The 23,291-nt window shown below is 62.2% G+C and carries 21 protein-coding genes; 9 read left to right on the top strand and 12 right to left on the bottom strand.

Translation table 11 applies throughout. The features are described from left to right. From NPS56_RS15225 to NPS56_RS15205, 5 genes are all read right to left on the bottom strand, one after another. A partial coding sequence (locus NPS56_RS15225; protein WP_274075349.1) for an OprD family outer membrane porin occupies nucleotides 1-594 on the bottom strand: 594 nt, incomplete at its 3' end. A gap of 126 nt (nucleotides 595-720) precedes the next feature. Next, nucleotides 721-2,493 (bottom strand): acyl-CoA dehydrogenase C-terminal domain-containing protein, encoded by a 1,773-nt coding sequence (locus NPS56_RS15220; protein ID WP_274075348.1) that lies wholly within the window; start codon nucleotides 2,491-2,493, stop codon nucleotides 721-723. A 62-nt stretch (nucleotides 2,494-2,555) separates the two neighbouring features. Beyond that, nucleotides 2,556-4,226 carry a cation acetate symporter gene (locus tag NPS56_RS15215; RefSeq protein ID WP_274075347.1) on the bottom strand — a complete coding sequence of 557 codons (1,671 nt, stop codon included), beginning with the start codon at nucleotides 4,224-4,226 and terminating at the stop codon, nucleotides 2,556-2,558. After that, a complete protein-coding gene (locus NPS56_RS15210; protein ID WP_274075346.1) occupies nucleotides 4,226-4,552 on the bottom strand; it encodes a DUF485 domain-containing protein in 327 nt (108 codons plus the stop codon). The genes NPS56_RS15215 and NPS56_RS15210 overlap by 1 nt, the downstream gene beginning before the upstream one ends. Before the next feature lie 120 nt (nucleotides 4,553-4,672). Then, nucleotides 4,673-6,295, bottom strand: coding sequence for an acyl-CoA synthetase (locus NPS56_RS15205; protein WP_274075345.1), 1,623 nt, complete (start codon nucleotides 6,293-6,295; stop codon nucleotides 4,673-4,675). Between the two features lie 233 nt (nucleotides 6,296-6,528). On the opposite strand from NPS56_RS15205, the gene NPS56_RS15200 reads away from it, so the two are divergent. From NPS56_RS15200 to NPS56_RS15190, 3 genes are all read left to right on the top strand, one after another. Then, the gene (locus tag NPS56_RS15200) at nucleotides 6,529-8,805 is read left to right on the top strand and encodes a PAS domain-containing sensor histidine kinase (RefSeq protein WP_274075344.1); all 2,277 of its coding nucleotides are present in this window, start codon (nucleotides 6,529-6,531) and stop codon (nucleotides 8,803-8,805) included. A gap of 4 nt (nucleotides 8,806-8,809) precedes the next feature. Beyond that, on the top strand, nucleotides 8,810-9,445 hold the full coding sequence (locus NPS56_RS15195) for a response regulator transcription factor (protein ID WP_274075343.1): 636 nt from the start codon (nucleotides 8,810-8,812) through the stop codon (nucleotides 9,443-9,445). A gap of 75 nt (nucleotides 9,446-9,520) precedes the next feature. Next, on the top strand, nucleotides 9,521-10,615 hold the full coding sequence (locus tag NPS56_RS15190) for an AI-2E family transporter (protein ID WP_274075342.1): 1,095 nt from the start codon (nucleotides 9,521-9,523) through the stop codon (nucleotides 10,613-10,615). A 44-nt stretch (nucleotides 10,616-10,659) separates the two neighbouring features. On the opposite strand, the gene NPS56_RS15185 is transcribed toward NPS56_RS15190, so the two are convergent. From NPS56_RS15185 to NPS56_RS15155, 7 genes are all read right to left on the bottom strand, one after another. Then, on the bottom strand, nucleotides 10,660-11,241 hold the full coding sequence (locus NPS56_RS15185) for a hypothetical protein (protein ID WP_274075341.1): 582 nt from the start codon (nucleotides 11,239-11,241) through the stop codon (nucleotides 10,660-10,662). Nucleotides 11,242-11,373: 132 nt separating this feature from the next. Then, complete coding sequence (locus NPS56_RS15180; protein ID WP_274075340.1) at nucleotides 11,374-11,817, bottom strand: hypothetical protein; 444 nt, start codon at nucleotides 11,815-11,817, stop codon at nucleotides 11,374-11,376. A 140-nt stretch (nucleotides 11,818-11,957) separates the two neighbouring features. Then, complete coding sequence (locus NPS56_RS15175) at nucleotides 11,958-13,538, bottom strand: sensor domain-containing diguanylate cyclase (RefSeq protein WP_274075339.1); 1,581 nt, start codon at nucleotides 13,536-13,538, stop codon at nucleotides 11,958-11,960. A gap of 217 nt (nucleotides 13,539-13,755) precedes the next feature. After that, nucleotides 13,756-14,193: a potassium channel family protein gene (locus NPS56_RS15170; RefSeq protein WP_274075338.1), complete on the bottom strand. Its 438-nt coding sequence runs from the start codon at nucleotides 14,191-14,193 to the stop codon at nucleotides 13,756-13,758. A gap of 146 nt (nucleotides 14,194-14,339) precedes the next feature. Beyond that, on the bottom strand, nucleotides 14,340-14,690 hold the full coding sequence (locus tag NPS56_RS15165) for a RidA family protein (protein WP_274075337.1): 351 nt from the start codon (nucleotides 14,688-14,690) through the stop codon (nucleotides 14,340-14,342). 28 nt (nucleotides 14,691-14,718) lie between these two features. Continuing rightward, the gene (locus NPS56_RS15160; RefSeq protein ID WP_274075336.1) at nucleotides 14,719-15,963 is read right to left on the bottom strand and encodes an NAD(P)/FAD-dependent oxidoreductase; all 1,245 of its coding nucleotides are present in this window, start codon (nucleotides 15,961-15,963) and stop codon (nucleotides 14,719-14,721) included. A gap of 4 nt (nucleotides 15,964-15,967) precedes the next feature. After that, nucleotides 15,968-17,386 (bottom strand): PLP-dependent aminotransferase family protein, encoded by a 1,419-nt coding sequence (locus NPS56_RS15155; protein WP_274075335.1) that lies wholly within the window; start codon nucleotides 17,384-17,386, stop codon nucleotides 15,968-15,970. A gap of 348 nt (nucleotides 17,387-17,734) precedes the next feature. Between NPS56_RS15155 and NPS56_RS15150 the strand changes: the two genes are divergently transcribed. The 6 genes from NPS56_RS15150 to NPS56_RS15125 all read left to right on the top strand — a co-directional run bounded on the left by NPS56_RS15150 (nucleotide 17,735) and on the right by NPS56_RS15125 (nucleotide 23,239). Next, a complete protein-coding gene (locus tag NPS56_RS15150; RefSeq protein ID WP_274075334.1) occupies nucleotides 17,735-19,168 on the top strand; it encodes an amino acid permease in 1,434 nt (477 codons plus the stop codon). 94 nt (nucleotides 19,169-19,262) lie between these two features. Continuing rightward, nucleotides 19,263-20,228 (top strand): transporter substrate-binding domain-containing protein, encoded by a 966-nt coding sequence (locus NPS56_RS15145; RefSeq protein ID WP_274075333.1) that lies wholly within the window; start codon nucleotides 19,263-19,265, stop codon nucleotides 20,226-20,228. 16 nt (nucleotides 20,229-20,244) lie between these two features. Continuing rightward, complete coding sequence (locus NPS56_RS15140) at nucleotides 20,245-21,021, top strand: amino acid ABC transporter ATP-binding protein (RefSeq protein ID WP_274075332.1); 777 nt, start codon at nucleotides 20,245-20,247, stop codon at nucleotides 21,019-21,021. A 3-nt stretch (nucleotides 21,022-21,024) separates the two neighbouring features. Further along, complete coding sequence (locus NPS56_RS15135; RefSeq protein ID WP_274075331.1) at nucleotides 21,025-21,705, top strand: amino acid ABC transporter permease; 681 nt, start codon at nucleotides 21,025-21,027, stop codon at nucleotides 21,703-21,705. A gap of 1 nt (nucleotide 21,706) precedes the next feature. Then, a complete protein-coding gene (locus NPS56_RS15130) occupies nucleotides 21,707-22,354 on the top strand; it encodes an amino acid ABC transporter permease (protein ID WP_274075330.1) in 648 nt (215 codons plus the stop codon). Between the two features lie 297 nt (nucleotides 22,355-22,651). Then, a complete protein-coding gene (locus tag NPS56_RS15125; protein ID WP_274075329.1) occupies nucleotides 22,652-23,239 on the top strand; it encodes an eCIS core domain-containing protein in 588 nt (195 codons plus the stop codon). Nucleotides 23,240-23,291: the final 52 nt, after the last annotated feature.

Here is a 23,291-nt window from a genome sequence, read left to right as displayed (position 1 = left end):
GCCGGTGCGGGTGATGCCCATGTCCTCGTAGTCCGAGGAGTCGCGCTGGTTGACCTGCGTCAGCCGACCGGCATCCACGGTCAGGCCTTCGAGTTCGAGCGAGGTCAACTGACCGCCCTTGAAGGTTTGTGGCAACAGCCGTGAATCGTTGGCCAGTACCGTCGGCAGCTTGGGCAGCAACGTGCCGAGCTTTAGCGTACTTTTCGAAGCGCGCAGTTTGGCGGTCAGGCCCAGTTCGCCGTATTCGTCCTGGGCACCTTTGCTGGTGTCGCTGTGGCGTTTGAGCAGGCCGGAACCGGCGCGATCGGGGCTCGAATCGAGTTTGACGCCGAGCAGGCCAATCGCATCGAACCCCACGCCGATCAAACCGTCAGTGAATCCCGATTCATAGCGCAGCAGGAACCCCTGGGCCCATTCCTCTTGTTTCGATTGCGCGGCGTTGGTCTGGCGATAATCCCGGTTGAAGTAAAAGTTGCGCAGTTCCAGGCTGGCCTTGCTGTCCTTGATGAAGTCAGCAGAAGCAGGCGCCGTGAGGCTGATGACGCCGCCGGCCAACAGGAGACGGGTAGCGAGAATACGAGTGCTGCGGTCCATGGTGAAGCCCCTTGGTTTTTATTTTTGAAATGACGGGCACAGCAGCCCCTGCCGCAATGGCAAGGGCCCGGGAAGTAAAAACCGCGACGCCAAAAGAGAGGAGCCGACGCCGCGGCGGTTCAATCGTCAGAACTGTTCGGCCGACAGGCCATACAGCGAGGCGCTGCCAGCACGAATGGATTGCTCCAGGCTCAGAATGCGTGGCAACAGGCGGTGGATGTAGAAGTCGGCGGTGGCGATTTTCGCGCCGTAGAAACTGTCGTCTTCGCTGCGTTTCTGCCCGGCAACCTGGGCCATGCGCGCCCACAGCCAGGCGTAGGCGACGTAACCGAACAGGTGCAGATACTCCACCGAGGCGGCGCCGACTTCGTTGCGGTTGGTGGCGGCGCGATCCTGCAGCCAGTCGCTGATGTCCTCCAGCCGTTGCACGGCATCGAGCAGTTGTGTGGCATAGGGGGCATCGGGCCGGGCGGCGAAGCGGCGAATCTCGCCGGTGAACTGGCGCAGCGCGAGACCTTTGTCGGCGAGCACTTTGCGCCCGAGCAGGTCCAGCGCCTGGATGCCGTTGGTGCCTTCGTAGATCTGCGCGATGCGCACATCGCGAACCAATTGTTCCTGGCCCCACTCACGAATGTAGCCATGCCCGCCGAACACCTGCTGGCCGTGGATGCAGCTTTCCAGGCCGGTATCGGTGAAAAATGCCTTGGCCACCGGTGTCAGCAGCGCGACCAGGTCCTGTGCGCTTTCCCGTTCCCCGATATCGTCGGAAAACTTCGCCAGGTCCAGTTGTTGCCCGACATAACTGGCGAACGCGCGACCCCCTTCGGTCATGGCCTTCATGGTCAGCAGCATGCGTCGCACGTCGGGGTGAACGATGATCGGGTCGGCCACTTTGCCCGGCGCCATGGCGCCTGTCGGCGAGCGGCTCTGAAGGCGTTCGCGGGCGTACGCCACGGCGCTCTGATAGGACGCTTCGGCACAGCCGATACCCTGGATGCCGATGGACAGGCGTTCGTAATTCATCATGGTGAACATCGCCGCCAGCCCCTTGTTCTCCTCGCCGACCAGCCAGCCGCTGGCGCCGTCGAAGTTCATCACGCAGGTCGCCGAGGCCTTGATCCCCATCTTGTGTTCGATCGAGCCGCAACCTACGGCGTTGGCAGCGCCGAGGGAACCGTCGGGATTGACCAGCACTTTGGGCACGACAAACAGCGAAATACCTTTCGGGCCCGCAGGTGCATCCGGCAGTTTGGCCAGCACCAGGTGCACGATGTTTTCGGTCAGGTCCTGATCGCCGCCGGTGATGAACATCTTGCTGCCGGTGATCTGGTAGCTGCCGTCAGCCTGAGGCTCGGCACGGGTGCGGATCAGTCCCAGGTCGGTGCCGGCATGGGCTTCGGTCAGGCACATGGAACCGGCCCAGCGGCCTTCATACATCGGCGGCAGGTAGAGGTTTTTCAGGGTCTCGCTGGCATGGGCATCCAGCGCCAGGCAGGCGCCGGAACTCAATGCCGAATACAGCGCAAAACTCGAGTTGGCGCCGTAGAGCATCTCTTCGAATTGCACCGCCAGCATCTTCGGCATGCCCATGCCACCGAACCCGGCGTTGCCGGACAGCCCGACCCAGCCGCCTTCGATGTAGGTGGCGTAGGCCTGTTTGAAACCGCTGGGCGTGGTGACACGACCCGCATGCCACTGCGCGCCTTCTTCGTCGCCGCTGCGATTCAAGGGCGCAATCAGCTGCGAGGTGACTTTCGCCGCCTCCTCGAGAATGGCGTCCGCGGTATCGGCGTCGACACTGTCGGCCAGGGCCGGCAGGCGCGCCCACAGGGCCGGGGCGTCAAAGACTTCATGCAGGACAAAGCGCAGGTCGCGCAGCGGGGCTTTGAAATCGGGCATAACGTGAACCTCAAAAGGACGGTTGTGCGATGGGCACGGCAGCGAATGCCGTGCCCTTGCAATCAATGACTGGAAGCGCTGGCGGCACCCAGGCCGGTCTGCGCGCGCACGAACTGGTCGGCGTAGGCGTCACGTTCCTTCTCGGCGCGCACGCTGCGGTCGAGCCGGGACACCACGACAATCACCAGGAACGCCAGCGGCATGGAGAACAGGGCAGGGTGGTCGTATGGGAAAATGGCGTGGGTATTGCCAAGCACCGTGACCCAGACCGCAGGCGACAGGATCACCAGCACCAGTGCGCAAATCAGGCCGGCGAAGCCGCCGATGATCGCGCCTTTGGTTGTAAGCCCTTTCCAGTACATGGCCATGATCAGCACCGGGAAGTTGGTCGAGGCGGCAATGCCGAAGGTCAGGCCCACGAGGAACGCGACGTTCATCTTCTCGAACAGGATGCCCAGCAGGATCGCGATGATGCCCAGCCCCACGGTCGCCATGCGCGTGACGCGCATTTCCTGTTTCTCGCTGGCCTTGCCTTTCTTGAACACGGTGGCGTAGAGGTCGTGGGAAATCGCCGAAGCACCGGCCAGCGCCAGCCCGGAGACCACCGCGAGGATGGTGGCGAACGCCACAGCCGCGAGGAAACCGAAGAACAGGTTGCCGCCGACCGCCTTGGCCAGGTGCATGGCAACCATGTTGCCGCCGCCGATCAGGGCACCGCCGACTTCACCGTTGACGTAGTACTGCGGATCGGTACCGATGATCACCATGGCGGCAAAACCGAGGGTGCAGACCACGAGGAAGAAGAAGCCGATGAAGCCGGTGGCATAGAACACCGACTTGCGGGCTTCCTTGGCATTGGGCACGGTGAAAAAACGCATCAGGATGTGCGGCAGGCCGGCGATGCCGAACACCAGTCCCAGGGACATCGACGCGGTGTTGATCGGGTCGGCGAGCATCGAGCCCGGGCCCATGATGTTCCAGCCACTGGCGTGGGCCTGGACGGCCTTGTCGGCCAGGGTCTCGTAGCTGAAACCGAACTGCGACATCGCCATGACCGCAAGCGTGGTGCCGCCGGCCAGCAACAGCACGGCCTTGATGATCTGTACCCAGGTGGTCGCGATCATGCCACCGAAGATCACGTAGACCAGCATCAACGCACCGACGATCACCACGGCTACCGGGTAGTCGAGGCCGAACAGCAGCTTGATCAACTGACCCGCGCCGACCATCTGTACGATCAGGTAGCAGCACACCACGGTCAACGAGCCGAAGGCCGCGAAGATCCGCACCTTGTTCTGGTCCAGTCGATAGGAAACGATGTCGGCGAAGGTATAGCGCCCCAGGTTACGCAGACGCTCGGCCATCAGGAAGGTGATGATCGGCCAGCCGACGAAGAAACCGATGGTATAGATGAAGCCGTCGTAGCCCTTGGCAAACACCAGGCTGGAAAGCCCCAGCAGGGTGGCCGCGGACATGTAGTCACCGGCAATCGCCAGGCCGTTCTGGAACCCGGTGATACCACCGCCCGCCGTGTAGAAGTCGGAGGTGGACTTGGTCTGGCGCGCAGCCCACCAGGTGATGGCCAGCGTGCCCAGCACGAAGACGAAGAACATGCCGATGGCATTCAGGTTGAGCGGTTGTTTTTCCACCGCGCCCAGCGCGGGCGCGGCAATGGCGACGGAAACAGGCAACAGGCCGGCAGCGGCGAGGGCAAGCGTACGGAACAGGTTCATCACTTGCTCTCCTCGAGAATGGCGGCGCCCAGTGCGTCGAAGCGGGTGTTGGCGCTGTACACGTACCAGCCGGTCAACAACCAGGAAAACACGATGATCGCCGCGCCTACCGGCATCCCCAGCGTCAACATCCGATGTTCCCCAAGCGGCGCATGCAGCCACTGCGGGGCAAAGGCCACAATCAGCATGAACAGGTAATAAATGCCCAGCACGGCGGCGCTCAACGACCAGGCCAGGCGCGACCGGCTACTCACCAGTTGGAGGAATTTCGGATTGCCGCGAATGCGTTCGCAGCGTTGCGTATCGGTTGAATGGATGTCGGTCATCGCTAGCTCCACTTTGTTCTTGTTATCGGTCTGTGGGGGCCGGGCAGCCGTATTCGGCGTGCACGAGCCCGAGGCGGCAGGTCAATCACCTGCCACCGTGGGGTACAACGTGGTTTTCGGTTAGAGCGCCTTGGCCCGGTCGCGCAGCACGTACTTCTGCACCTTGCCGGTGGACGTCTTCGGCAACAGGGTGAAGATCACGGTGCGTGGTACCTTGAATCCGGCCAGGTGTTCGCGACAGAAACTGATGATGTCGGCTTCGCGAACGTCCTGGTGATCGGCCTTCAAGGTGACGAAGGCGCAGGGCGTTTCGCCCCATTTCTCATCGGGGCGGGCGACCACGGCCGCTTCCATCACGCCCGGGTGGCGGTAGAGCACGCCTTCGAGCTCGATGGTGGAAATGTTCTCGCCGCCGGAGATGATGATGTCCTTGAGCCGGTCCTTGATCTCGACGTAACCATCGGGATGACAGACCGCCAGGTCGCCGGTGTGGAACCAGCCGCCTTCGAACGCTTCGGCGGTGGCGGTCGGGTTCTTCAGGTAGCCCTTCATCACGGTATTGCCGCGCATGAAGATCTCACCGATGGTCTGGCCGTCACGCGGGGTGGGTTCCAGCGTCGTCGAGTCGCCGACCATCACGCCTTCGAGCGTGGTGTAGCGCACGCCCTGTCGGGACTTGATCTGCGCCCGCTCATCCAGGGGCAGCTCATCCCATTCCGCGTGCCAGGCGCACAGCGTCACCGGGCCATAGGTTTCGGTCAGGCCATAGACGTGAGTGACCTGGATGCCCATCTCTTCCACGGCGCCGATCACTTTGGCCGGCGGTGCGGCACCGGCGACCATGGCGTTGACCGGGTGATCGATGGCCGCTTTCGCCGACTCCGGCATGTTCACCAGGGCATTGAGCACGATCGGCGCGCCGCACAGGTGAGTGACCTGATGCTCGCGGATCAGCGTGAGGATTTTCTGTGGATCGACCCGGCGCAGGAACACATGCACACCGGCCATGGCGGTAATGGTCCAGGGGTAGCACCAGCCGTTGCAATGGAACATTGGCAGGGTCCAGAGGTACACCGGATGGTTGCCCATGGCCCAGGTCATCTGGTTGCCCAAGGCGTTAAGGTACGCGCCGCGGTGGTGGTAAACCACGCCCTTGGGGTTGCCGGTGGTGCCGGAGGTGTAGTTCAGCGAGATGGCTTGCCATTCATTGACCGGCCATTTCCAGTCGAACGCAGGGTCTCCTTCGGCCAGCAACGCTTCGTAGTCCAGGTCGCTGACGGCCTGGCCTTCGCCGTATTCCGGGTCATTGACGTCGATCACCAGGGGCGGGTGATCCAGCATGCCGATGGCTGCGTGAATCACGCTGTGGAACTCGCGGTCGGTTATCAGCACCTTGGCCTCGCCGTGCTGCAGCATGAAGGCGATCGCTTCGGCATCCAGGCGCACGTTGAGCGGGTTGAGCACGGCGCCGATCATCGGCACGCCGAAGTGCACTTCAAGCATTTCCGGAATATTGGGCAGCATCACTGCCACGGTGTCGTCCTTGCCGATACCGCGCCCGGCCAAAGCCGAGGCCAGGCGCCGACAACGGGTATAGGTCTGCGCCCAGGTGCGGCGGATCGAGCCGTGGATGACGGCGGGGTAGTCCGGGTAGACGTTGGCGGTGCGCTCGATGAAGCTGAGCGGAGACAGGGCAATATGGTTGACAGCCGAAGGGCCTAGCCCTTGTTCATAGATCGACATGTACGGGTACTCGGTGGCTGATTGTTAGCTCTATGGGAGCCCCTGCGGTGTACGCGCCGGGGTCGCCTTTTTTATGTCCGGTTTACTTTATATAACATTCATCCATTGGTATGGAAGTACAACCTAAGCAATATAGTAAATGTACTATATTCAATTAGTCCGGTACCAAATCACTTGCCCCCGGACTTCCGTAGCCGGTATATGCTTGGATTTATTGAAGAAGTGGACCGGCAATGACCCTGACTCCCGTTCGACTGCACAGCTGGTTGCGCCTGCAACGTGAAGGCGTGTCCCTGGCTGCCCGGGCCGACGCGCTGTGTCATGCGCTGCAGGATTGCCCGGAAGTGCAGCGGGCGGTTTACTTGAGTTGGCAGCCCAATGCGCGGATCTACAGCCATGAGGGGGCGGCCCAGCATTTCCCGCCGGGCCTGGGCGACCCGGCGCTGGCCAGCGATCAGTTATTGTTCGAGCAACTGATCGAGGCCGGGCGCCTGGACCTGGCGCAAGTCAGGCAATTGGACTGCTGGCTGGCCGGCCGCCTGCGCCGAGCCGCCATCAGCCATGGCCAGGTATTCGACCTGGCCTTGCAGCCGGGGCAGGCGGGATTGCTGCTGGTGGAAGTGTGCGAGGGGGTGAGTCTTGACTGGCTGGGCTGGGTGCGGGATTTGCTGACGACGCTGTTGAGCAGCGTCAACGGCATGCTCCGCGGCTCGCCGCTACTGGGCCACGATCCACAACCGAGCCTGTTGCTCGATGCACAGGGCCGACCGCTGGAGTTCAATGCGGCGCTGTTGGCCCTGCTGGCCGAGAAGCCATTGCCTGATGTATTGGGTTTTTTGCCAGTCAATCATCGGGTGCTGGTGCGCGCCTGTCTGGATCAGCAACGGGCCATCGAAGGTGTCGAGGCTCAGTTCGAAACGCAGATCCTGATCTGGACATTCATTCCCGACCCGCAGGACAACCGCGTGCTCGCCCGTTGCCGCGACGCCACGACCCAGGTCCTGGCGGAACGAGAAGCGATCACCGCACGCCGGCTTTACCGGCTGATCATCGAAAACACCACCGACCTGATTTCCCGCCACACCCCGGACGGGCGCTTCCTCGATGCGTCGCCCGCGTCCTGGACCCTGCTCGGCTACTGGCCGGAGGAATTGCGCGGGCAAATGGCCCAGGGCCTGTTCCATGGCCAGGATCTGGCCGGCCTGATGCAACGTGCACGGGATGCGCTGGAACAGGATGGCTATCACACCATGACCTATCGCATCCGCCATCGCGACGGCCATTACCTGTGGTTCGAATCCGCCAGCCGGGCGATCCGCGAAACCTATACCGGGGCGGTGGTCGAAGTGGTGAGTGTCTCCCGGGACATCACGGCCCGGGTGCTCGCCGAGGAGAACAAACGACGCCTGGCCGAAGTGGTCGAGGCCAACATCGATCCGGTGTTGTTCATCGCTCCCGAGGGCCTGGTCACTTACCTCAATCCCGCCGCGCGCCGCATCCTCGGGATTGATGAGCAGCAATCCATGCCGGCCCTGGCCGATCTGTTCGCCAGCGGCGACCTTGCGCGCCTGCAACGGGATGGCTGGAGCAGCGCCGAGCGCGATGGCGTCTGGAGCACCGATGCGCGTCTGCAACCACCAGGCGGCGGTACGTCCGTGCCGGTATCGCTGGTGTTACTGGCCCACCGCTCCGCCGGCGGCGAGCGTTATTACTCGCTGGTGGCGCGGGACATGACCGAACGGGAACTGCGCGAAGCGCAACAGCGCCGCCATCAAGACGAACTGGCCCACACTGCGCGCCTGGTCACACTCGGTGAACTGGCCTCGGGCATCGCCCACGAAATCAACCAGCCGCTGGCTGCCGTGGTGAATTACGCCAACGCCAGCCAACGCTATCTACAAACACTGGGTTCCAATCCGCAGGCCGCCGTCCGGGTGGCGCAAGGCCTGGAACGCATCACCCATCACGCCACCCACGCTTCCGAAGTGATCCGCCGGTTACGCTCGTTTTTGCGCAAGGGCCAGCGGCGCATGCAGGCGCTGAACCTGACCGACATTGCCCGCGAAGCCGTGCGTTTATGCGCGTGGGAGGCCAGTCATTGCGAAGTGACAATCGAGGATCGACTGCCGGATAATCTGCCGCCTGTTTATGCCGACCGCGTGTTGCTGGAACAGGTGCTGCTCAATCTGTTGCGCAATGCCATCGACGCCAACCGTGACCAGCATCCGCACGAGCCCTCGCTGATCGTGATGGCGGTGGAGCAGGGCAGTGGCGCCACCGTGGAAATCAGTGTGCAAGACCAGGGCCCGGGCGTCAGCGAGCCCGAGCTCGAGCAGATATTCACCCCGTTCTTCACCAGCAAGCCCGATGGCCTGGGGCTCGGGTTGTCCATGAGCCGCAGCATCATCGAAGGTTTCGGCGGCGAACTGAATGCCCGGCTCCAGCCTGTCGGGCTGCTGATGTGTTGCCGATTGCCGCTGGCCGGCCCAACAAAACAACAACAGGAATGACGTAATGGCAGGTGTGGCGGAGCACGTGGTGTATGTGGTCGACGATGACCAGGGAATGCTCGATTCGACGGTCTGGTTATTGGAGTCGGTCGGCCTGACAGCCCTGCCGTTTACCAGTGGTATCGAGTTTCTCGAGGCCTGCGATGCCAGTCTGGATGCCTGCGTGCTGCTCGACGTGCGCATGCCCGGCATGGGCGGGTTGAACGTGCAGGAGGAAATGCGCGTACGCCAGCTGAATCTGCCGATCATCTTTGTCAGCGGGCACGCCGATGTGCCCATCGTGGTCCGTGCGTTCAAGGCCGGTGCCCATGATTTCATCGAGAAGCCCTATAACGAGCAGTTGCTGCTGGACAGCGTGCAACAGGCGCTGGGCAATTGCGCCGCGCAACGCTGCGGCAATCAGGGCCAGGAGGCGTTGCAGGCCCGCTTGCTCACGCTGACGCCGCGAGAGCGGGACGTCATGTTGCCGTTGGTGCAGGGCTACACCACCCGCGAAATCGCCGAGCAACTGGGGGTCAGTGCCAAAACCGTCGATCTGTATCGCTCTCGCGTCATGAAACGCATGCAGGCCAACACACTGCCGGATCTGGTGGGCATGGCGATTGCGGCAGACTTGGTGGATCCACTTAAACTGCGTTGATCCTTCACGTTGTGAATTGTGCGTCTATGCTGGGCTAACCGGTTTTCCTTCCCAGTGAACTGTCAGGAGACGTCCATGGTACCCATGCCGCTGTCAGAGAAGGCCTTGTCCCGCGGGTTGCTCGATATTTTGATCCGCGCCGGACTGATTGTCGTGCTGGTGCTGTTCTGCTTTGAGATTTTTCGCCCGTTTCGCGACTTGATGCTGTGGTCGGTGATCCTGGCGATCACCCTCTACCCCTTGCAACAACGGCTGCGGGGACCGATGGGAGAAAAGGACGGACGTATTGCGACGCTGATCGTGCTGGTGGCCATCGCCATCCTCATGGTCCCGATCTACCTGTTGGGCACCTCGATTGCCGACTCGGTCGAAAATGCCATGACCGTGGTCCGGGACGAAGGCATCCGCATTCCGCCTCCGTCCGATTCCGTTGCCAGCTGGCCACTGGTGGGTAAACCGCTGTCGGCGCTGTGGCTGCAGGCGTCTACCGACCTTCCCGGACTGACGTCAAAGTACATTCCGCAAATCAAGGACGTCAGCCTGTCGGTACTGGGCAAGGTGGCCGGCGTCGGCATGGGCCTGCTGATGTTCATCGTCGCGCTGATCCTTGCCGGGATCTTCATGGCCTATGGCGAAGCGGGTAGCCGCGCCTCGGTGCAGATCGCCTCGCGGATCAGCGGACCGGAAAAAGGTCCCCAAGTGGCCACCTTGTGCACCGCAACCATCCGCGCCGTGGCGCTCGGGGTGGTCGGCATCGCGTTCATCCAGATGCTGCTGGTGGGGCTCGGGTTCGTGTTCAAGGGGGTTCCCGGCGCCGGGTTGCTGGCATTGGCGGTGCTGCTGCTGGGCATCATGCAGCTGCCGGCAACCTTGATCACAGTGCCGGTCATTGCCTTTGTCATCGCGACCGAAGGGGCCAATACCGTGACCATCATCTTCTCCATCTACGTCTTCGTCGCGGGCCTGGTGGACAACGTGCTCAAGCCATTGATGCTGGGGCGCGGGGTCGACGTGCCGATGCCGGTGATATTGATCGGAGCCCTGGGCGGGATGGTCACCGGCGGCATCCTGGGCTTGTTCATCGGCCCGGTGGTGCTGGCGGTGGGTTACCAGTTGTTCTGGCAGTGGGTGCAGGATCCGCCGCCGCCGGTGGTGGAAGAACGACTGTAGACAGGATCGAAAAGGGGCCGGCGCGCCGTCGGCCGGTTCCTGCTTCAGAATCCGAGGTAACAGCAGTAGACAAGGGCCAATGCGGCGGCGACACCGAAGGCTCCCAGCGCCTTGATGGTCAAGGGGTGCGTGGACTCGGGGTTGATCTCGCGCTGCAGGCGGGGATCGGAGTAGGCCACCGGTTGATAGGGCCCGCGCATGATTGCCAGGTAGGTGTAGCGCAACCCGATCAACAGGAACAGGCTCGCCAGGCTGAGGAGCAGGGTGGCAAAGGTCGCAGGTCCGGCCGCTTTCCCGTGGTCATTTTCGCAGGCCGCGCTGTCGACTGCCACGACACTGATTTGCCCATGATCCGTCGAAGGCCGTACGCCTTCATTGAGCAGCCCGGCCTGTTGCACCAGGTCCAGAGTCTGGTACTGCCAGAGCGTCGTTGACCCTTCCCGGCAGTAGGTGAACCTTCCGGGGCTTTGGGCGGCGACGATGCACGCGTCGTCGATCCCACGCTTCTTGAGGGTTTCCATGGCGGTGCGGGAGAAGTCCAGATCGAGCACCGGCGCAATCCCCGTGGCGCAAACCGCGCCCGAGACCAGCAGACTCCCCACAACGCCGATAGTTGAAGTTTTCAAGGCTGGACTTCCTGGTTTTTATTGGCTTTTTTGTCAGGGACGCGGAGCTTTAATGAACCTGCCAGTAGTGGAGTCTAGAACGCGTTAGTCACTTTGATAAGCATGCGCATTTAAAAAATTGAACGGGTCGAACTAATCGCAGTCATCGGCAACGGCCTTCTCGGCACGCTGGATTTCCTGCTTGATGTCGGTGGTGATGCGCTGTTCCTTGCGTTCCTGGACGAGGAACTTCTGCTCACCCCGGGACTTGACCTCTGCGTCTTCAGCATGGATCTGCTTTTCGATGGCGGCAGAATGCTGGTCGATCACGGCATCGACCTCGGCTTCGTTCTTTGCCGTATCCAGCGCCGACACCAGTTTGCCGGCCTCGGCCTTTTCGGCTTCGGCATAGGCCTCCACCGACAACCCGGCGGCCAGGGCCCGCGCCTGTACTTCCAGGTCCTTGAGGTGCTGGCGCGCTAAGGTACAGACCGCTTCCTGACGCTCGCTCTGCAGCGTTTTCCAAGTGTTCAGTCCATAGACAGCGGTACCGATGACGACGACGGTAACAGCGACCCCCAGTAACTTGGCTTTCATTCCATCCCCTCAAGTGGCCACGAAACAGCCTTTGGCAATGATTCCCGAATCCATTCGGGGGAAAGAAAAGCGTAGCAGACTGGGTGGCACTCAAGTGCCATCTGGTTCGCAAGAAAGGCTTTGCAGGAGAAAGTTCGCGCTTATGCAGGGTTACTTTCACTTGACGGGTTGGCGGCGCACCAGCGATTTCGTCCCTGACGTTTCGCCGCGTAAAGCAGGGCGTCAGCGGCTTTGATCAGGGTGGCCGGCGTCACGTCCTCGACGTTCGGCCGGTGGGTGGTGATACCCGCACTGGCCGTGACCCTGCCCAGGGGATGGGCATTATGCTCGATGTCCATTGATCGAATGGCCTGCAGGATCTCTTCGGCGACCTGGGCTGCGCCCGCGCCATCGGTATTGGGAAGCAGCACGGTAAATTCCTCGCCACCGTAGCGGACGGCCAGGTCCCCGGGTCTTTTGACCGCCTGCTGGATCGCGGCGCCTACCGCACCCAGGCAATCATCGCCGGCGGCGTGGCCGTAGCTGTCGTTATAGCGCTTGAAGTAATCGACATCGAGCATGATCAGTGACAGCGAGGAGCCCTGGCGTGCAGCCAGGCGGATTTCCTCCGGCAGCGCGGTGTCCAGGCGGCGACGATTGCCCAGGCCGGTCAGGCTGTCTGTCAGCGCCATGTCGCGCATGGCCTGGTGCGCGTGACGCAACTTTCTTTCCGTCACCATTCGCTGGCGCAACTGACTCAAGACGATGAGCCCGAACACCGCGAGCACCCCGATCAGCACCACCAGCACCCAGCCGGTTTTCAGCAGATCGCGACGCCAGGGGGCGATGATCGAATCCCGGGACAGTCCGGCTTCCACCACCAACGGGTAGGTGGTCAAGGCCCGGTAACCGTACAGACGCTCGGTGTCGTCCACGACGGCCTTGACTTCGGCGATGCCCTGGTTGGCATTGGGCAGGTAACGCTGGAAAATCTCGCTGCCCGCCAGGCTCTTGCCGACCACGGAGGCAATGAAGGGGCGGCGCACCAGGATTGTTCCGCTGCGGGTGGCCAGCACCAGGGCACCCTTGTCATCGATCTTGAAGTCGCCGTAGTAGTCGACGAAGTAGCTGACCTTGATCGTTCCCAGCAGAACGCCAGCGAAGGTGCCATCCGGATTGTTCAGGCGCCGGGAGATGGGGATGATCAGGTCGTTGGTTGATCTACTGGTGACTACCTCGCCGATGCGCACGTTTTTATCCGTGTGCGTGCGGTGATACTGGAAGTAATCGCGGTCGGCGTTGTTCACCAGCTCCGGCGTTGCGTCCTTGTCTGTCACGATCCATTGCCCGTCAGGGCCGTAGATGAACAGGCCATGCAGCTGCGGCATGATGTTCGATTGCTGGACCAACAGTTTGTGGATACGCGGGACGTCGATGTTCTGCAAGCCGTCGCCTTCCACCCGCTCACCGAGCGCGGCAGTCAGTACATCCACTTGGCGAATGGCATCTTCGGCGTGCTGCGCCGTGGCTCGCGCCAGGTTCGTCACCGAGTCGCGGGCCGAGGCGAAGGCTGACCGGTAGTCACGCCACGTCCGCCAACCCTCGACCGCGAGAAACACCAGGACCACCACCAGCATGAAGCTCACCGTGAGCCGGAAGACCGCCCCAGCACGCAACGTTCTCGCAGAGACAGTTTCAACGCCGCCATCAACCAGGGTTGGTGGCTGCTTGCGTCCAGGCATCAACCTCTCCTTTTGCGAGCGATCTGGGCTCGCCGAACGCAACCTGGGCTATACAAGACCGACAAATGACAGGATAACCAGGACGATTACGACGGCACCAACGATGTAGATAATATTGTTCATGGGGACCACCTCTGTCTCTCAAGGGAAGGCGACACCGGGGTGTCTAGTACAAATGACACCTGCGGTCGTACATGCGTTCCGCAATCGGCCACCATCAGTCCTTGAGATCGTCCCGGGTTCTCGTGTGAGCCTGTTGGTAGATGTGGTTGACCATCGCGAAGAACAGGCCCGTGGATAACCCGCACATGAGGATGCCGGTCAAGCCTTCGATTGGCGCGAGCAAGCGCCAGGGCGTTGCCAGCACCACCTCTCCGTAGCCAATCGTCGCGTAGGTGACTGCCGAGAAGTAGAGTGCCGTTTCGAGATCGGGCAGGCATTGCTGCCACAGATAAAAGGCGGCCCAGATCGAAATTTCCGCCAGGTGCAGAATCACCAGGTAGACCGCCACCCAGGCCAGCCTCCAGCTGATGGCCCAGAGTCGCGTCGCAGCCTTGCGGCGATTCAGAAGCCTGAGCATCAGCGCGATGCCGACGGCGTGCACAATCACCGTACTGACCGCCAGCCCCCAGGCGAAAAGGATGTTTGAAGACATGGGTGTTCCTCCGTCCGTATCGACCCAGGCACCCGAGCGTGGCAGCAAGGAGGGTGCCGCTTGACTCTAGTCGATGGACGGCTGGGCAACCAGCAAGCGCTTTCGCGCCTGGGGTTATTGACCAAGCAGGAGCATGCGGAAAAAATTCATCCCCGCGCCGCGCAGACAATCACCTCGACCAACAACGCCTTGTCCGCCAGTTTCGCCTCGCCACAGGCCCGGGCCGGCGCATGTCCGGCCGGTACCCAGGCGTCCCACACGGCATTCATCGCTGCAAAATCGGCCATGTCGGCAAGCCAGATGGTGGTCTGCAACAGTTGTTCCCTGGAGGAACCGGCTTGCTCAAGCAAGGCATCGACCCGTGCCAGCGCATCGCGGGTCTGCCCGGCCACGTCGTGATGGCGTTCGCCCACTTGCCCGGCCAGGTAGACTGTATTGCCGTGGATCACGATCTGGCTCATGCGTGGGTTGGTCTGTTGGCGCTCGATGGTTTGCATCCATTGTTCTCCTGTGGAAAGACGTTGCTCAGAAGCGTTGCACGGAAAAACTGTCCAGCCATTGGGGCGTTTTGCCGGCGATGCAGTCGGCGACCAACAGGCCGGTGGCCCCGGCCAGCGTCAGGCCCAGGTGCTGATGGCCGAAGGCGTAGATCATGCGCGGCTCGTTCGGTGACGGGCCAATGACCGGTAGCGAGTCGGGCAGGGAAGGGCGAAACCCCAGCCATTTGCGCGCGACCGGTTGCGTCAGGCCCATGACCCTGCGCACGTGACGCTCCAGATAATCGAAACGCTGCGGATTGGCCGGGTCGTGGATCGAGCCCAGCTCCACCGTGCCCGCCACCCGCAGTCGGCCCGCCATCGGTGTCATGTAGAACGCGCTTTCCACCGGGCAGCACGGGCGGTTGAGCAAGGTGTCCTGCAGGTCGAATTCGAGGTGATAGCCGCGCTCGGTATCCAGCGGGATGTGATCGCCCACCTGCCGGGCCAGCGCCGCTGACCAGGCGCCGCCGCACAGCACGACGCGGTCGGCGCGCCAGGATTTTCCTTCCACGCAGCTCAAGTACAGGCCATCGCTTTTACGTTGTACACCGGTGACCGTGGCCTGATGCAGCGCACCTTCGGCAATCAGCGGGGCCGCCAGCGCTTCGATGAAGGCGCGCGGGTCATCCATGTGTGAGGACTCGGGAAACAGGATGCCGGCCACCGCCTTGCCCGCCAGGGCCGGCTCCAGTTGTTCGACGTCTGCCGCGTTCAACACTTGCTGGGCAATGCCCAGTGAGCGGCGCAATTCGATCGCCGCCTGGGCACCGGCGAAACCTTGCTCGGTGCCATAGGCATAGAGGCAGCCGTTATGGCGCAGATGCCCATCGGCCTGCGGGCAGTCGTCCAGCAACGGCGCATAACCGCTGTAGGTGTGTTCGAGGATGCGGGTCAGCGCCTGGGTATTGGCTTCGCAACGCGAGGCGCGACATTCATTGAGAAACCGCAACAGCCATGGCATCAGCCGGGGCAGCCGTGCCCAGTTGATGACGAAGGGCGACTCGCGGGAAAACAGCAGCGACGGGATGGCTTTCAGCAGCGACGGCTGGGCGATCGGCATCACGCCGTAGGGGGCCAGGGTGCCGGCATTGCCGTAGGACGCGCCGCTGGCGATGGCGTCGCGCTCCAGCAGCACCACCCGGTAACCCTCGCGGCGTAGCCAGAGTGCCGTGGCTACCCCGACCACCCCGGCGCCGATAACGGCGATTTCACAATGAACTGGCTGTGTCATGTCCTCAGATCCGGTTGTGCATGTGGAGATGACCCTGGCGTGCCAATTGACTGATGACGCTCAGGGCTTTGATCAGCTGCTCCCGTGACAGGGCCGCCGAGATGTTGATGCGTACCGCTTGCGGCGAAAGCTCCGGGCGCAAGGTAAAGGCGCCACCGGCCAGCAGTACCACGCCGCGATCCTGGCAGAGGCGGGCGAAGCGCGAGCCGGTCCAGGGTTCGGGCAGTACCAGCCAGGCGTGGGTACCGGTGGCGCTGTGCTGGAACTCCAGGCCTTGCAGGTGCGTGGCGAGCAGCGCCTGGCGGATCCGCAGTTCTTCGCGCTGTTCCGCGACCAGCTGCTCGGCATGCCCGTCTTCGATCAGGCGCGCGGCGATCAGTGCGGTCAGTGGCGAGGTGCTCCAGCAGTCGATGCGCTGCATGGCGGCGATGTCCTGCACCAGGGCGGGTGGGGCCATGACAAAGCCCATACGCAGGCCCGGCGCGATGCACTTGGACAGGGCCGAAATGTAGATCGTGCGCTCTGGCAGCAAGGCGACGAAGGGCGGCGGCGACTGATCCAGCAGCGGGCGATACACGTCGTCCTCGATCACCAGCAGATCGGTTTCGCCGATGACGCTCGCCAGTTGTGCACGGCGTTCGGCGTCCAGGGTGATGGCGGTCGGGTTATGGATCGACGGCACCAGGAACAACAGCCGCGGTTGATGTTCGGCGCAGGCCTGGCGCAGCGCCTCGGGAGACATGCCGCGCTCGTCGGCGTCGACCCCGACCAGGATCAGCCCCAGCGTACGGCACAGGGCATTGATGCCTTGATAGGTCACGCTGTCGGCCAGCACGGTGTCGCCGCTGTTGGTGAGGCTGCGCAAAGTACTGGCGATGCCGTGCTGCGCGCCTTCGACGATCAGCATCTGCGAGGCCTGGGCCTCGACGCCGGTGTGCCGCAGCCATTGCGCCGCCGCCTCCCGGGCCCACAACGGACCTTCGGAAGGGTGATAGTCCTTCATGTCGGCAAAGCGCGGGTCGCTGGCAAGACGCGGCAGCAACTGCGCCAGTACCCGGTTGAAGCCGTCGGTGGCCGGACGATTGACGCTCAGGTCGACGGTGCCCGGAGCATTGCTCGGTGCCGATTGAAACTGCGCCGCCGGATGCCGGGGCTGCGCGACCTGGGTACCGCGCCCGGGCCGACTTTCCACCAGGCCTTTTTGCTGCAGCACCGCCATGGCCTTGGTCACCGTGGTGATATTGACCCCCAGCGCGCTGGCAAAGTCTCGATGGGGCGGCAGGCGCTCGCCGGCCTTGAGCCTGCCATTGGCGATGGCCTCGGCCAGGGAATCGGCCAGCTGCGCGTAAAGGGTTTCGGCCTTGTCACGCTGCAAGGCGGCACTGGCCTTCAGTTCATCCAGCAGTTGTTCGAATTGACTCATGGTGCTTTATCCCTGTTGTCATGCTCGTAGCAGGGCAATGAGCAGATTTGTATTGCTTTTTATCCGATACAAGGCCCATTGACAAGCTAAAAATCCGTGATTAGTGTGTGAGTTGTAATGCTTGTCATGCAACACAATAAGAAAATGGCTGCCATGCTCAGCCCCAACGGGTACGCACATGACCAATCAGACGATCCAGCCAGGTTCCGCCCTGGCGACCCGACACCACCGACCATCAAGCCTGTTCGCGGGCGGCACAGAGTATCCGGTGTGTTGTCCCCCTCGCGCAAAGTCTTCGGTGAAATTATCCGGTCGCTCGACCCTATCCAATGCAGCGGAGGCCTTCCGATGAAAAGTGCCCAGCCAACCGAGACAAAACCCGGCCAACAGCGCCTCAGCGGGGCACTGCGCCAGCGTCACATCACCATGATTTCCCTGGGCGGGATCATTGGTGCCGGCCTGTTTGTCGGCAGCAGCGCGACGATCCAGGCGATCGGGCCGGCGGCTTTTCTCAGTTATCTCGCCGCCGGCATCGTGGTGATGCTGGTCATGCGCATGCTCGGTGAAATGGCCGTGGCGCTGCCCGGGGTCGGTTCCTTTACCGAATACGCACGGATCGGCCTGGGCAACTGGGTCGGCTTCACCAGCGGCTGGTTGTACTGGTACTTCTGGGTGATCGTGGTGGCGGTGGAGGCGGTGGTCGGCGCCAATATCCTGGAGCAGTGGATACCGCTGCCGGCCTGGATGATCGGCCTGAGCCTGCTGGCGATCATGACCGCCATCAACTGCCTGTCGGTTAAATCCTATGGCGAGTTCGAATACTGGTTCGCCTCATTGAAGGTGTTCGCGATCATCGTCTTCATCGCTGTCGTGGGCGCCTACCTGTTCGGTTTCGCGCCCAGCACCAGTACGCTGCTGGGCAACCTGGTGAATGACCGCGGCTTCATGCCTTACGGCGTGAGTGCGGTGCTGGCCGGGGTGCCGACAGTGATTTTTGCCGTGGGCGGCGCCGAGATCGCGACCATTGCCGCCGCCGAGTCCAACGACCCGTCGAAGAACGTGGCGAACATGACCCGCTCGGTGATCTTTCGCGTCATCACCTTTTATGTCGGCTCGATTTTCCTGATTGTCTGCGTGGTGCCTTGGGGGCAGATCGTCGCCGGTCATTCGCCGTTCGTGGCGGCGCTGGACGTGCTGCGCATTCCCGGTGCGGCGATGATCATGCAGGCGGTGGTGTTGGTGGCCGTGCTGTCGGCGTTGAACTCCGGGCTGTACGTGTCTTCGCGGATTCTGTTCGGCCTCAGCCAGCGGGGCGATGCGCCGGCGAAACTGGCGGTGCTCAGCGGGCATAAAGTACCAAGGGCCGCGGTGCTGCTCAGCAGTGTCATCGGCTACATCGCCATCATGGCGGCGATCATTTCCCCAGAGGGCGTGTTCCTGTTCCTGGTCAACGCTTCCGGCGCGGTGATGCTGTTCGTGTACCTCGCGGTGGCGCTGGCGCAGATCAAGGTGCGCCGCCAAGTCGAAGCCACCGCACCGGCCCGGCTGACCCTCAGGATGTGGCTGTTCCCCTGGCTGTCCTATGCTGTGGTGGCAGTCATCGCGGGTGTATTGGTCGCCATGGCGTTCCAGGAATTCTTGCGCACCCAGTTCCTGGCCAGCCTCGTCAGTCTTGGCGTGGTATCCGCTGCCTATCTGATGCTCAAGCGTCGTCGCTTGCAGGCCAACAAACCCCATGTCAGCGCCATCGACATCCTGGAGGGATTGCCTGCGCGTTCATGAGTCACAGGTCACTCAAACAACAGGAGGCAGGCGCCAGGGACGGTTATCAAGGCTTGTACCGGTCAAAACAATAATATTTGCCTATAGGTGATCTATGTCCGACTTCAAGTTCGATTCTCAGGGTTTCTCCCGGCGCGGGCTGCTCAAGGCAACTGGCTACGGATCATTGGCGGCATTGCTGGGCAGCGCGATGGGCCCGATGTCTGTTGCCTTCGCTGCCGGTGCGCCGATCAAGACGGTACGCCCCGGCTACCTGACTGCGGCCTGCCTGGGCGACATGCCTTTGGGTGCGCTGCGCGAGGGTGTGCCCGTCGGCACGGACCTGGAACTGCTCAAGCTCATCGCCGACCGTCTCGAGCTCAAGCTCGAGGTACTGACCATGGGCTTCCCGGCCGTCGTCGAAGCCGTGAGGTCGGGACGTGCCGACTGGTTTGGCGGCAACTTCGCCTGGAATCCCATGCGTTCGAAAATCCTGCTGTTGACCGACCCGGTGTTCTACACCGGCGCCTACGTGATCATGCGTGACAGCGAGCCGTTCGACACCTCGATCACCGTCAACGACGTGAAGGGCCGCACCATCGGCGCCATCACCGGTTATTTCACCATCCCCGACATGAAGAAAATCGAGGGCGTGAAGGAGGTCAAGCTCTACGACAACACCGACTCCTGCCTGCGTGACGTGCGCGCCGGTCGCCTGGATTTCGCCGTGCTGGATGCGCCGACCATCGACTACATGATCCTGCAGGACCCGAGCCTCAAGCTCAAGCAGATCCCCATGACCTACGATGAAAAATTCCCCAGCCTGACCGCCAAGTTCGAGGCGATCTGGGGCGTTCATCCGCAGAACCAGGACCTGTTCGATGGCGTGAACCAGGGGCTGCGCTGGTTGAAAGCCACGGACCAGATCCGGCCCATTCTCGCCAAGTACGGCATCAAGAACCCCGATTACCTGGTGCCACCGGCCAAGGATCCGCGCATCGGCGTGGACCGCGACGAGAAGGGCAACCTGATTGGACCGTTCGCTCACCCCGCCCGGGATTTCAGCCAGGCCTTTGCCTGAGTCGAGGACATAGCTCATGGCTGAATCAACTCCACTGGTGCGAATCGAGGGGCTGCACAAGTCCTTCGGTAGCCTGGACGTCCTCAAAGGCATCGACCTGAATGTGCAGCAGGGCCAGAAGATCTCGCTCATCGGCCCAAGCGGCTCGGGCAAGACCACCTTGCTGCGCTGCGTCAACTACCTGGAAGAGCCGACCAAAGGCGACATCTACATCGATAACGAACTGATCGGCCAGCGCCTGGTGGGCACCCGCAAGGTGCCCATGAGCGACAGGGAGCTGGCGCGGATGCGCGCCGGGATCGGCATGGTGTTCCAGCGCTTCAACCTGTTCCCGCACCTCTCGGTGCTGGAAAACATCATTCTCGGCCCGCTCAAGGTGCAACAGCGCAACCGCGCCGAGGCGGTCGAGCTGGCAGAAGACCTACTGAACAAAGTCGGCATGTTCGCCAAGCGTGATGCGTTCCCGGAGCAGCTCTCGGGCGGGCAACAACAACGCATCGCCATTGCCCGGGCGCTGGCGATGCGGCCCAAGCTGATGCTGTTTGACGAGGCCACTTCGGCGCTGGATCCGGAGCTGGTGGGTGAAGTACTTGGCGTCATGCGCAAACTGGCCGAGGAGGGCATGACGATGATCATCGTGACCCACGAAATGAGCTTCGCCGAAAGTGTCTCCGACGAGGTGATCTTCATGGCCGATGGCAACATCGTCGAGCAAGGGCCGCCCCGGCAGATATTTCGCGAGAGCCAGGTCGAGCGAACCCGCAACTTCATCCGCGCCGTGAAGGAGCATTGATCAATGCTCGATACCACTGCGCTGCACAAAGCCATCGAGATGCTGCCGTACTTTTTGAATGTGCTGGGCATCGGTGCATTGACCACCGTTGGCTTGACCGCCGCCGCGTTCGTCGTCGCTGCACTGCTGGGGTTCTGCCTGGCGCTGATGCGGCTGTCGCGCAGCCGCGTGCTGAGCCTGATCGCCAGCGTGTACCTGGAGATTTTCCGCAACATTCCGATCCTGACCCAGCTGTTCATCCTTTACTTCGGGCTCACGTACATCGGCATCACATTGCCCGCCATCGGCGCGGCGATCATCGGTTTTGGCCTGAACGGGGCGGCGATCCTGTCGGAAGTGTTCCGCGCGAGCATCCGCACCATCGACCGTGGGCAAAGCGAAGCGGCGTATACCATCGGCATGACCCGGTCGCTGGCGATGCGCATCATCGTCTTGCCCCAGGCGTTCAAGGTCGCCATTCCTGGCATGGCCAACTTCGCAATCGGGCTGCTCAAGGACACCTCCCTGGCATCGGCAGCCGCCGTGCCGGAGCTGACGTTCAAGGCCAAGATGCTGGTCAGCGAAACCTACCAGACCAACCTGATCTACTTCCTGCTGGCCATGATCTACCTGGTCCTGAGCCTGGTGCTGTCCCATTGCGCGGCGCGCACCGAACGCCGTCTCAAAGTCGTCAAGGAGCATTGATATGGGCTATGGCGAATTGTGGGAAGCAACCCATGTTGAATTGCTGGCGGCCGCCTGGGCCACGCTGCAATTGGCCTTCGGCGCGTTGGTCATCGGGTTGATCGTCGGTTTGCTGGTGGCGCTCGCACGGCTTTCGAACAGTCGGCCGTGGCGTCGGGCGGCGTTGTTCTACATCGAGGTATTTCGGGGCACGCCGGCATTGGTGCAGTTGTTCATCGTCTACTTCAGCCTGACCGAAATCGGCGTTCAGTTCAGCTCGTTCCAGGCCGCGATGATCGGCCTGGGGCTGAACGCCGCGGCGTACCTGTCGGAGATCTACCGCTCGGGGCTGGAGGCCGTGCCCAAGGGGCAAGTCGAAGCGGCGAAGGCGATTGGCATGCCCCATCTCAAGGTGTTGCGCTGGGTCGTATTGCCCCAGGCCATTCGCATCGTGCTGGCGCCGATCGGTAACGTCGCGATCTCTCTGTTGAAAGATACATCCGTGGCTTCGCTGATCGCCGCGCCGGACCTGATGTTGCGGGCCCAGGACTTGAGCTCCGTGTACTTCATGCCGCTGGAGATCTACATCCTGGTCGGCGCGATCTACTTTGCGTTGTGTTACCCGCTGTCACTCGGTGTGCGATTGCTTGAGCGCAGGACGAGGCATTGATCCGTTCGAGTAGATTGAGGCGACGCTTTAGCGTTACATGGGCATGGATGCATTTGCGATGACGCCATCGCTGGCAAGCCAGCTCCTACAGGAATTGTGGGGTATGTTGAGTTTGTGGTGAGACGCCGATCTGTAGGAGCCGGCTTGCCGGCGAAGGCGTCCTTGAGGGCCTCTTCGCTGGCAAGCCAGCTCCTACAATGGGTTGCGCCGCACGTGAATCCGTGACCGCCGCGAGTGATTGGGTAGAATTCAATATTCTTGAGGTGATTGCCAACTTCGACAGGAAGTAAAAAAACCTTGGCTCAACATTCCGCCTTCTCACCATGGCTGGCACTCCTGTTTCTGTGCCTGACACTTGAAATACCCGCCCAGACCAGCGCCTGCCCGGCCGGCGAGAAGCAGGTGTGCCTGGACGGTTGCATCTGCCTGCCATTGCCTGACGACATCTACCAGATCGCCGGGCCGGCCCTCGCGCTGTGGCTGACCCAGGCCCGCGCCGAAGCAGCCATCGCCGGCACCCAACCCATTCCACCGCAGATCCGTTTACAACTGCTGCGCTGGTACGACCCCGGCGTCCTCGATGCCGCGCGCTACAAAGTCAGCGACAACGGCCAGTTCAGCGCCGCCACCGCCATGCTGCAAAACCCCGACGTCGGTGCCGTGACATTGATCGACATCATCCTCTTTCGCGACGCCGAAACCGCCGAACAGAACGTCGCGCTCTGGGCCCACGAATTGAAGCATGTGCAGCAGTACCAGGAATGGGGGGTAGACGGATTTGCCCAGCGCTATACACAGGACTTCAATGCCGTGGAGGCGCCGGCTTATGCCATACAGGCCGAGGTCAGGCGGGCGGTGCGGGATCAGAAACAGGTGTCGCCTTGAAAGATCGCAGCTTGCGGTAGTGACTCGTGGGGCCATGAACCTGTCCCACCCA

This window comes from Pseudomonas putida (assembly GCF_028682635.1).
GTDB lineage: Bacteria > Pseudomonadota > Gammaproteobacteria > Pseudomonadales > Pseudomonadaceae > Aquipseudomonas > Aquipseudomonas putida_AE.
The sequence above is the reverse complement of the archived record's forward strand: the minus strand, read 5'-3'. Positions and strand labels throughout refer to the sequence as shown.

Coding starts and splice junctions, on each gene's coding strand:
- NPS56_RS15220 (WP_274075348.1), bottom strand. CDS start 2,493: ATGCCCGATTTCAAAGCCCCGCTGCGCGACCTGCGCTTTGTCCTGCAT.
- NPS56_RS15215 (WP_274075347.1), bottom strand. CDS start 4,226: ATGAACCTGTTCCGTACGCTTGCCCTCGCCGCTGCCGGCCTGTTGCCT.
- NPS56_RS15210 (WP_274075346.1), bottom strand. CDS start 4,552: ATGACCGACATCCATTCAACCGATACGCAACGCTGCGAACGCATTCGC.
- NPS56_RS15205 (WP_274075345.1), bottom strand. CDS start 6,295: ATGTCGATCTATGAACAAGGGCTAGGCCCTTCGGCTGTCAACCATATT.
- NPS56_RS15200 (WP_274075344.1), top strand. CDS start 6,529: ATGACCCTGACTCCCGTTCGACTGCACAGCTGGTTGCGCCTGCAACGT.
- NPS56_RS15195 (WP_274075343.1), top strand. CDS start 8,810: ATGGCAGGTGTGGCGGAGCACGTGGTGTATGTGGTCGACGATGACCAG.
- NPS56_RS15190 (WP_274075342.1), top strand. CDS start 9,521: ATGGTACCCATGCCGCTGTCAGAGAAGGCCTTGTCCCGCGGGTTGCTC.
- NPS56_RS15180 (WP_274075340.1), bottom strand. CDS start 11,817: ATGAAAGCCAAGTTACTGGGGGTCGCTGTTACCGTCGTCGTCATCGGT.
- NPS56_RS15175 (WP_274075339.1), bottom strand. CDS start 13,538: ATGCCTGGACGCAAGCAGCCACCAACCCTGGTTGATGGCGGCGTTGAA.
- NPS56_RS15170 (WP_274075338.1), bottom strand. CDS start 14,193: ATGTCTTCAAACATCCTTTTCGCCTGGGGGCTGGCGGTCAGTACGGTG.
- NPS56_RS15165 (WP_274075337.1), bottom strand. CDS start 14,690: ATGCAAACCATCGAGCGCCAACAGACCAACCCACGCATGAGCCAGATC.
- NPS56_RS15160 (WP_274075336.1), bottom strand. CDS start 15,963: ATGACACAGCCAGTTCATTGTGAAATCGCCGTTATCGGCGCCGGGGTG.
- NPS56_RS15155 (WP_274075335.1), bottom strand. CDS start 17,386: ATGAGTCAATTCGAACAACTGCTGGATGAACTGAAGGCCAGTGCCGCC.
- NPS56_RS15150 (WP_274075334.1), top strand. CDS start 17,735: ATGAAAAGTGCCCAGCCAACCGAGACAAAACCCGGCCAACAGCGCCTC.
- NPS56_RS15145 (WP_274075333.1), top strand. CDS start 19,263: ATGTCCGACTTCAAGTTCGATTCTCAGGGTTTCTCCCGGCGCGGGCTG.
- NPS56_RS15140 (WP_274075332.1), top strand. CDS start 20,245: ATGGCTGAATCAACTCCACTGGTGCGAATCGAGGGGCTGCACAAGTCC.
- NPS56_RS15135 (WP_274075331.1), top strand. CDS start 21,025: ATGCTCGATACCACTGCGCTGCACAAAGCCATCGAGATGCTGCCGTAC.
- NPS56_RS15130 (WP_274075330.1), top strand. CDS start 21,707: ATGGGCTATGGCGAATTGTGGGAAGCAACCCATGTTGAATTGCTGGCG.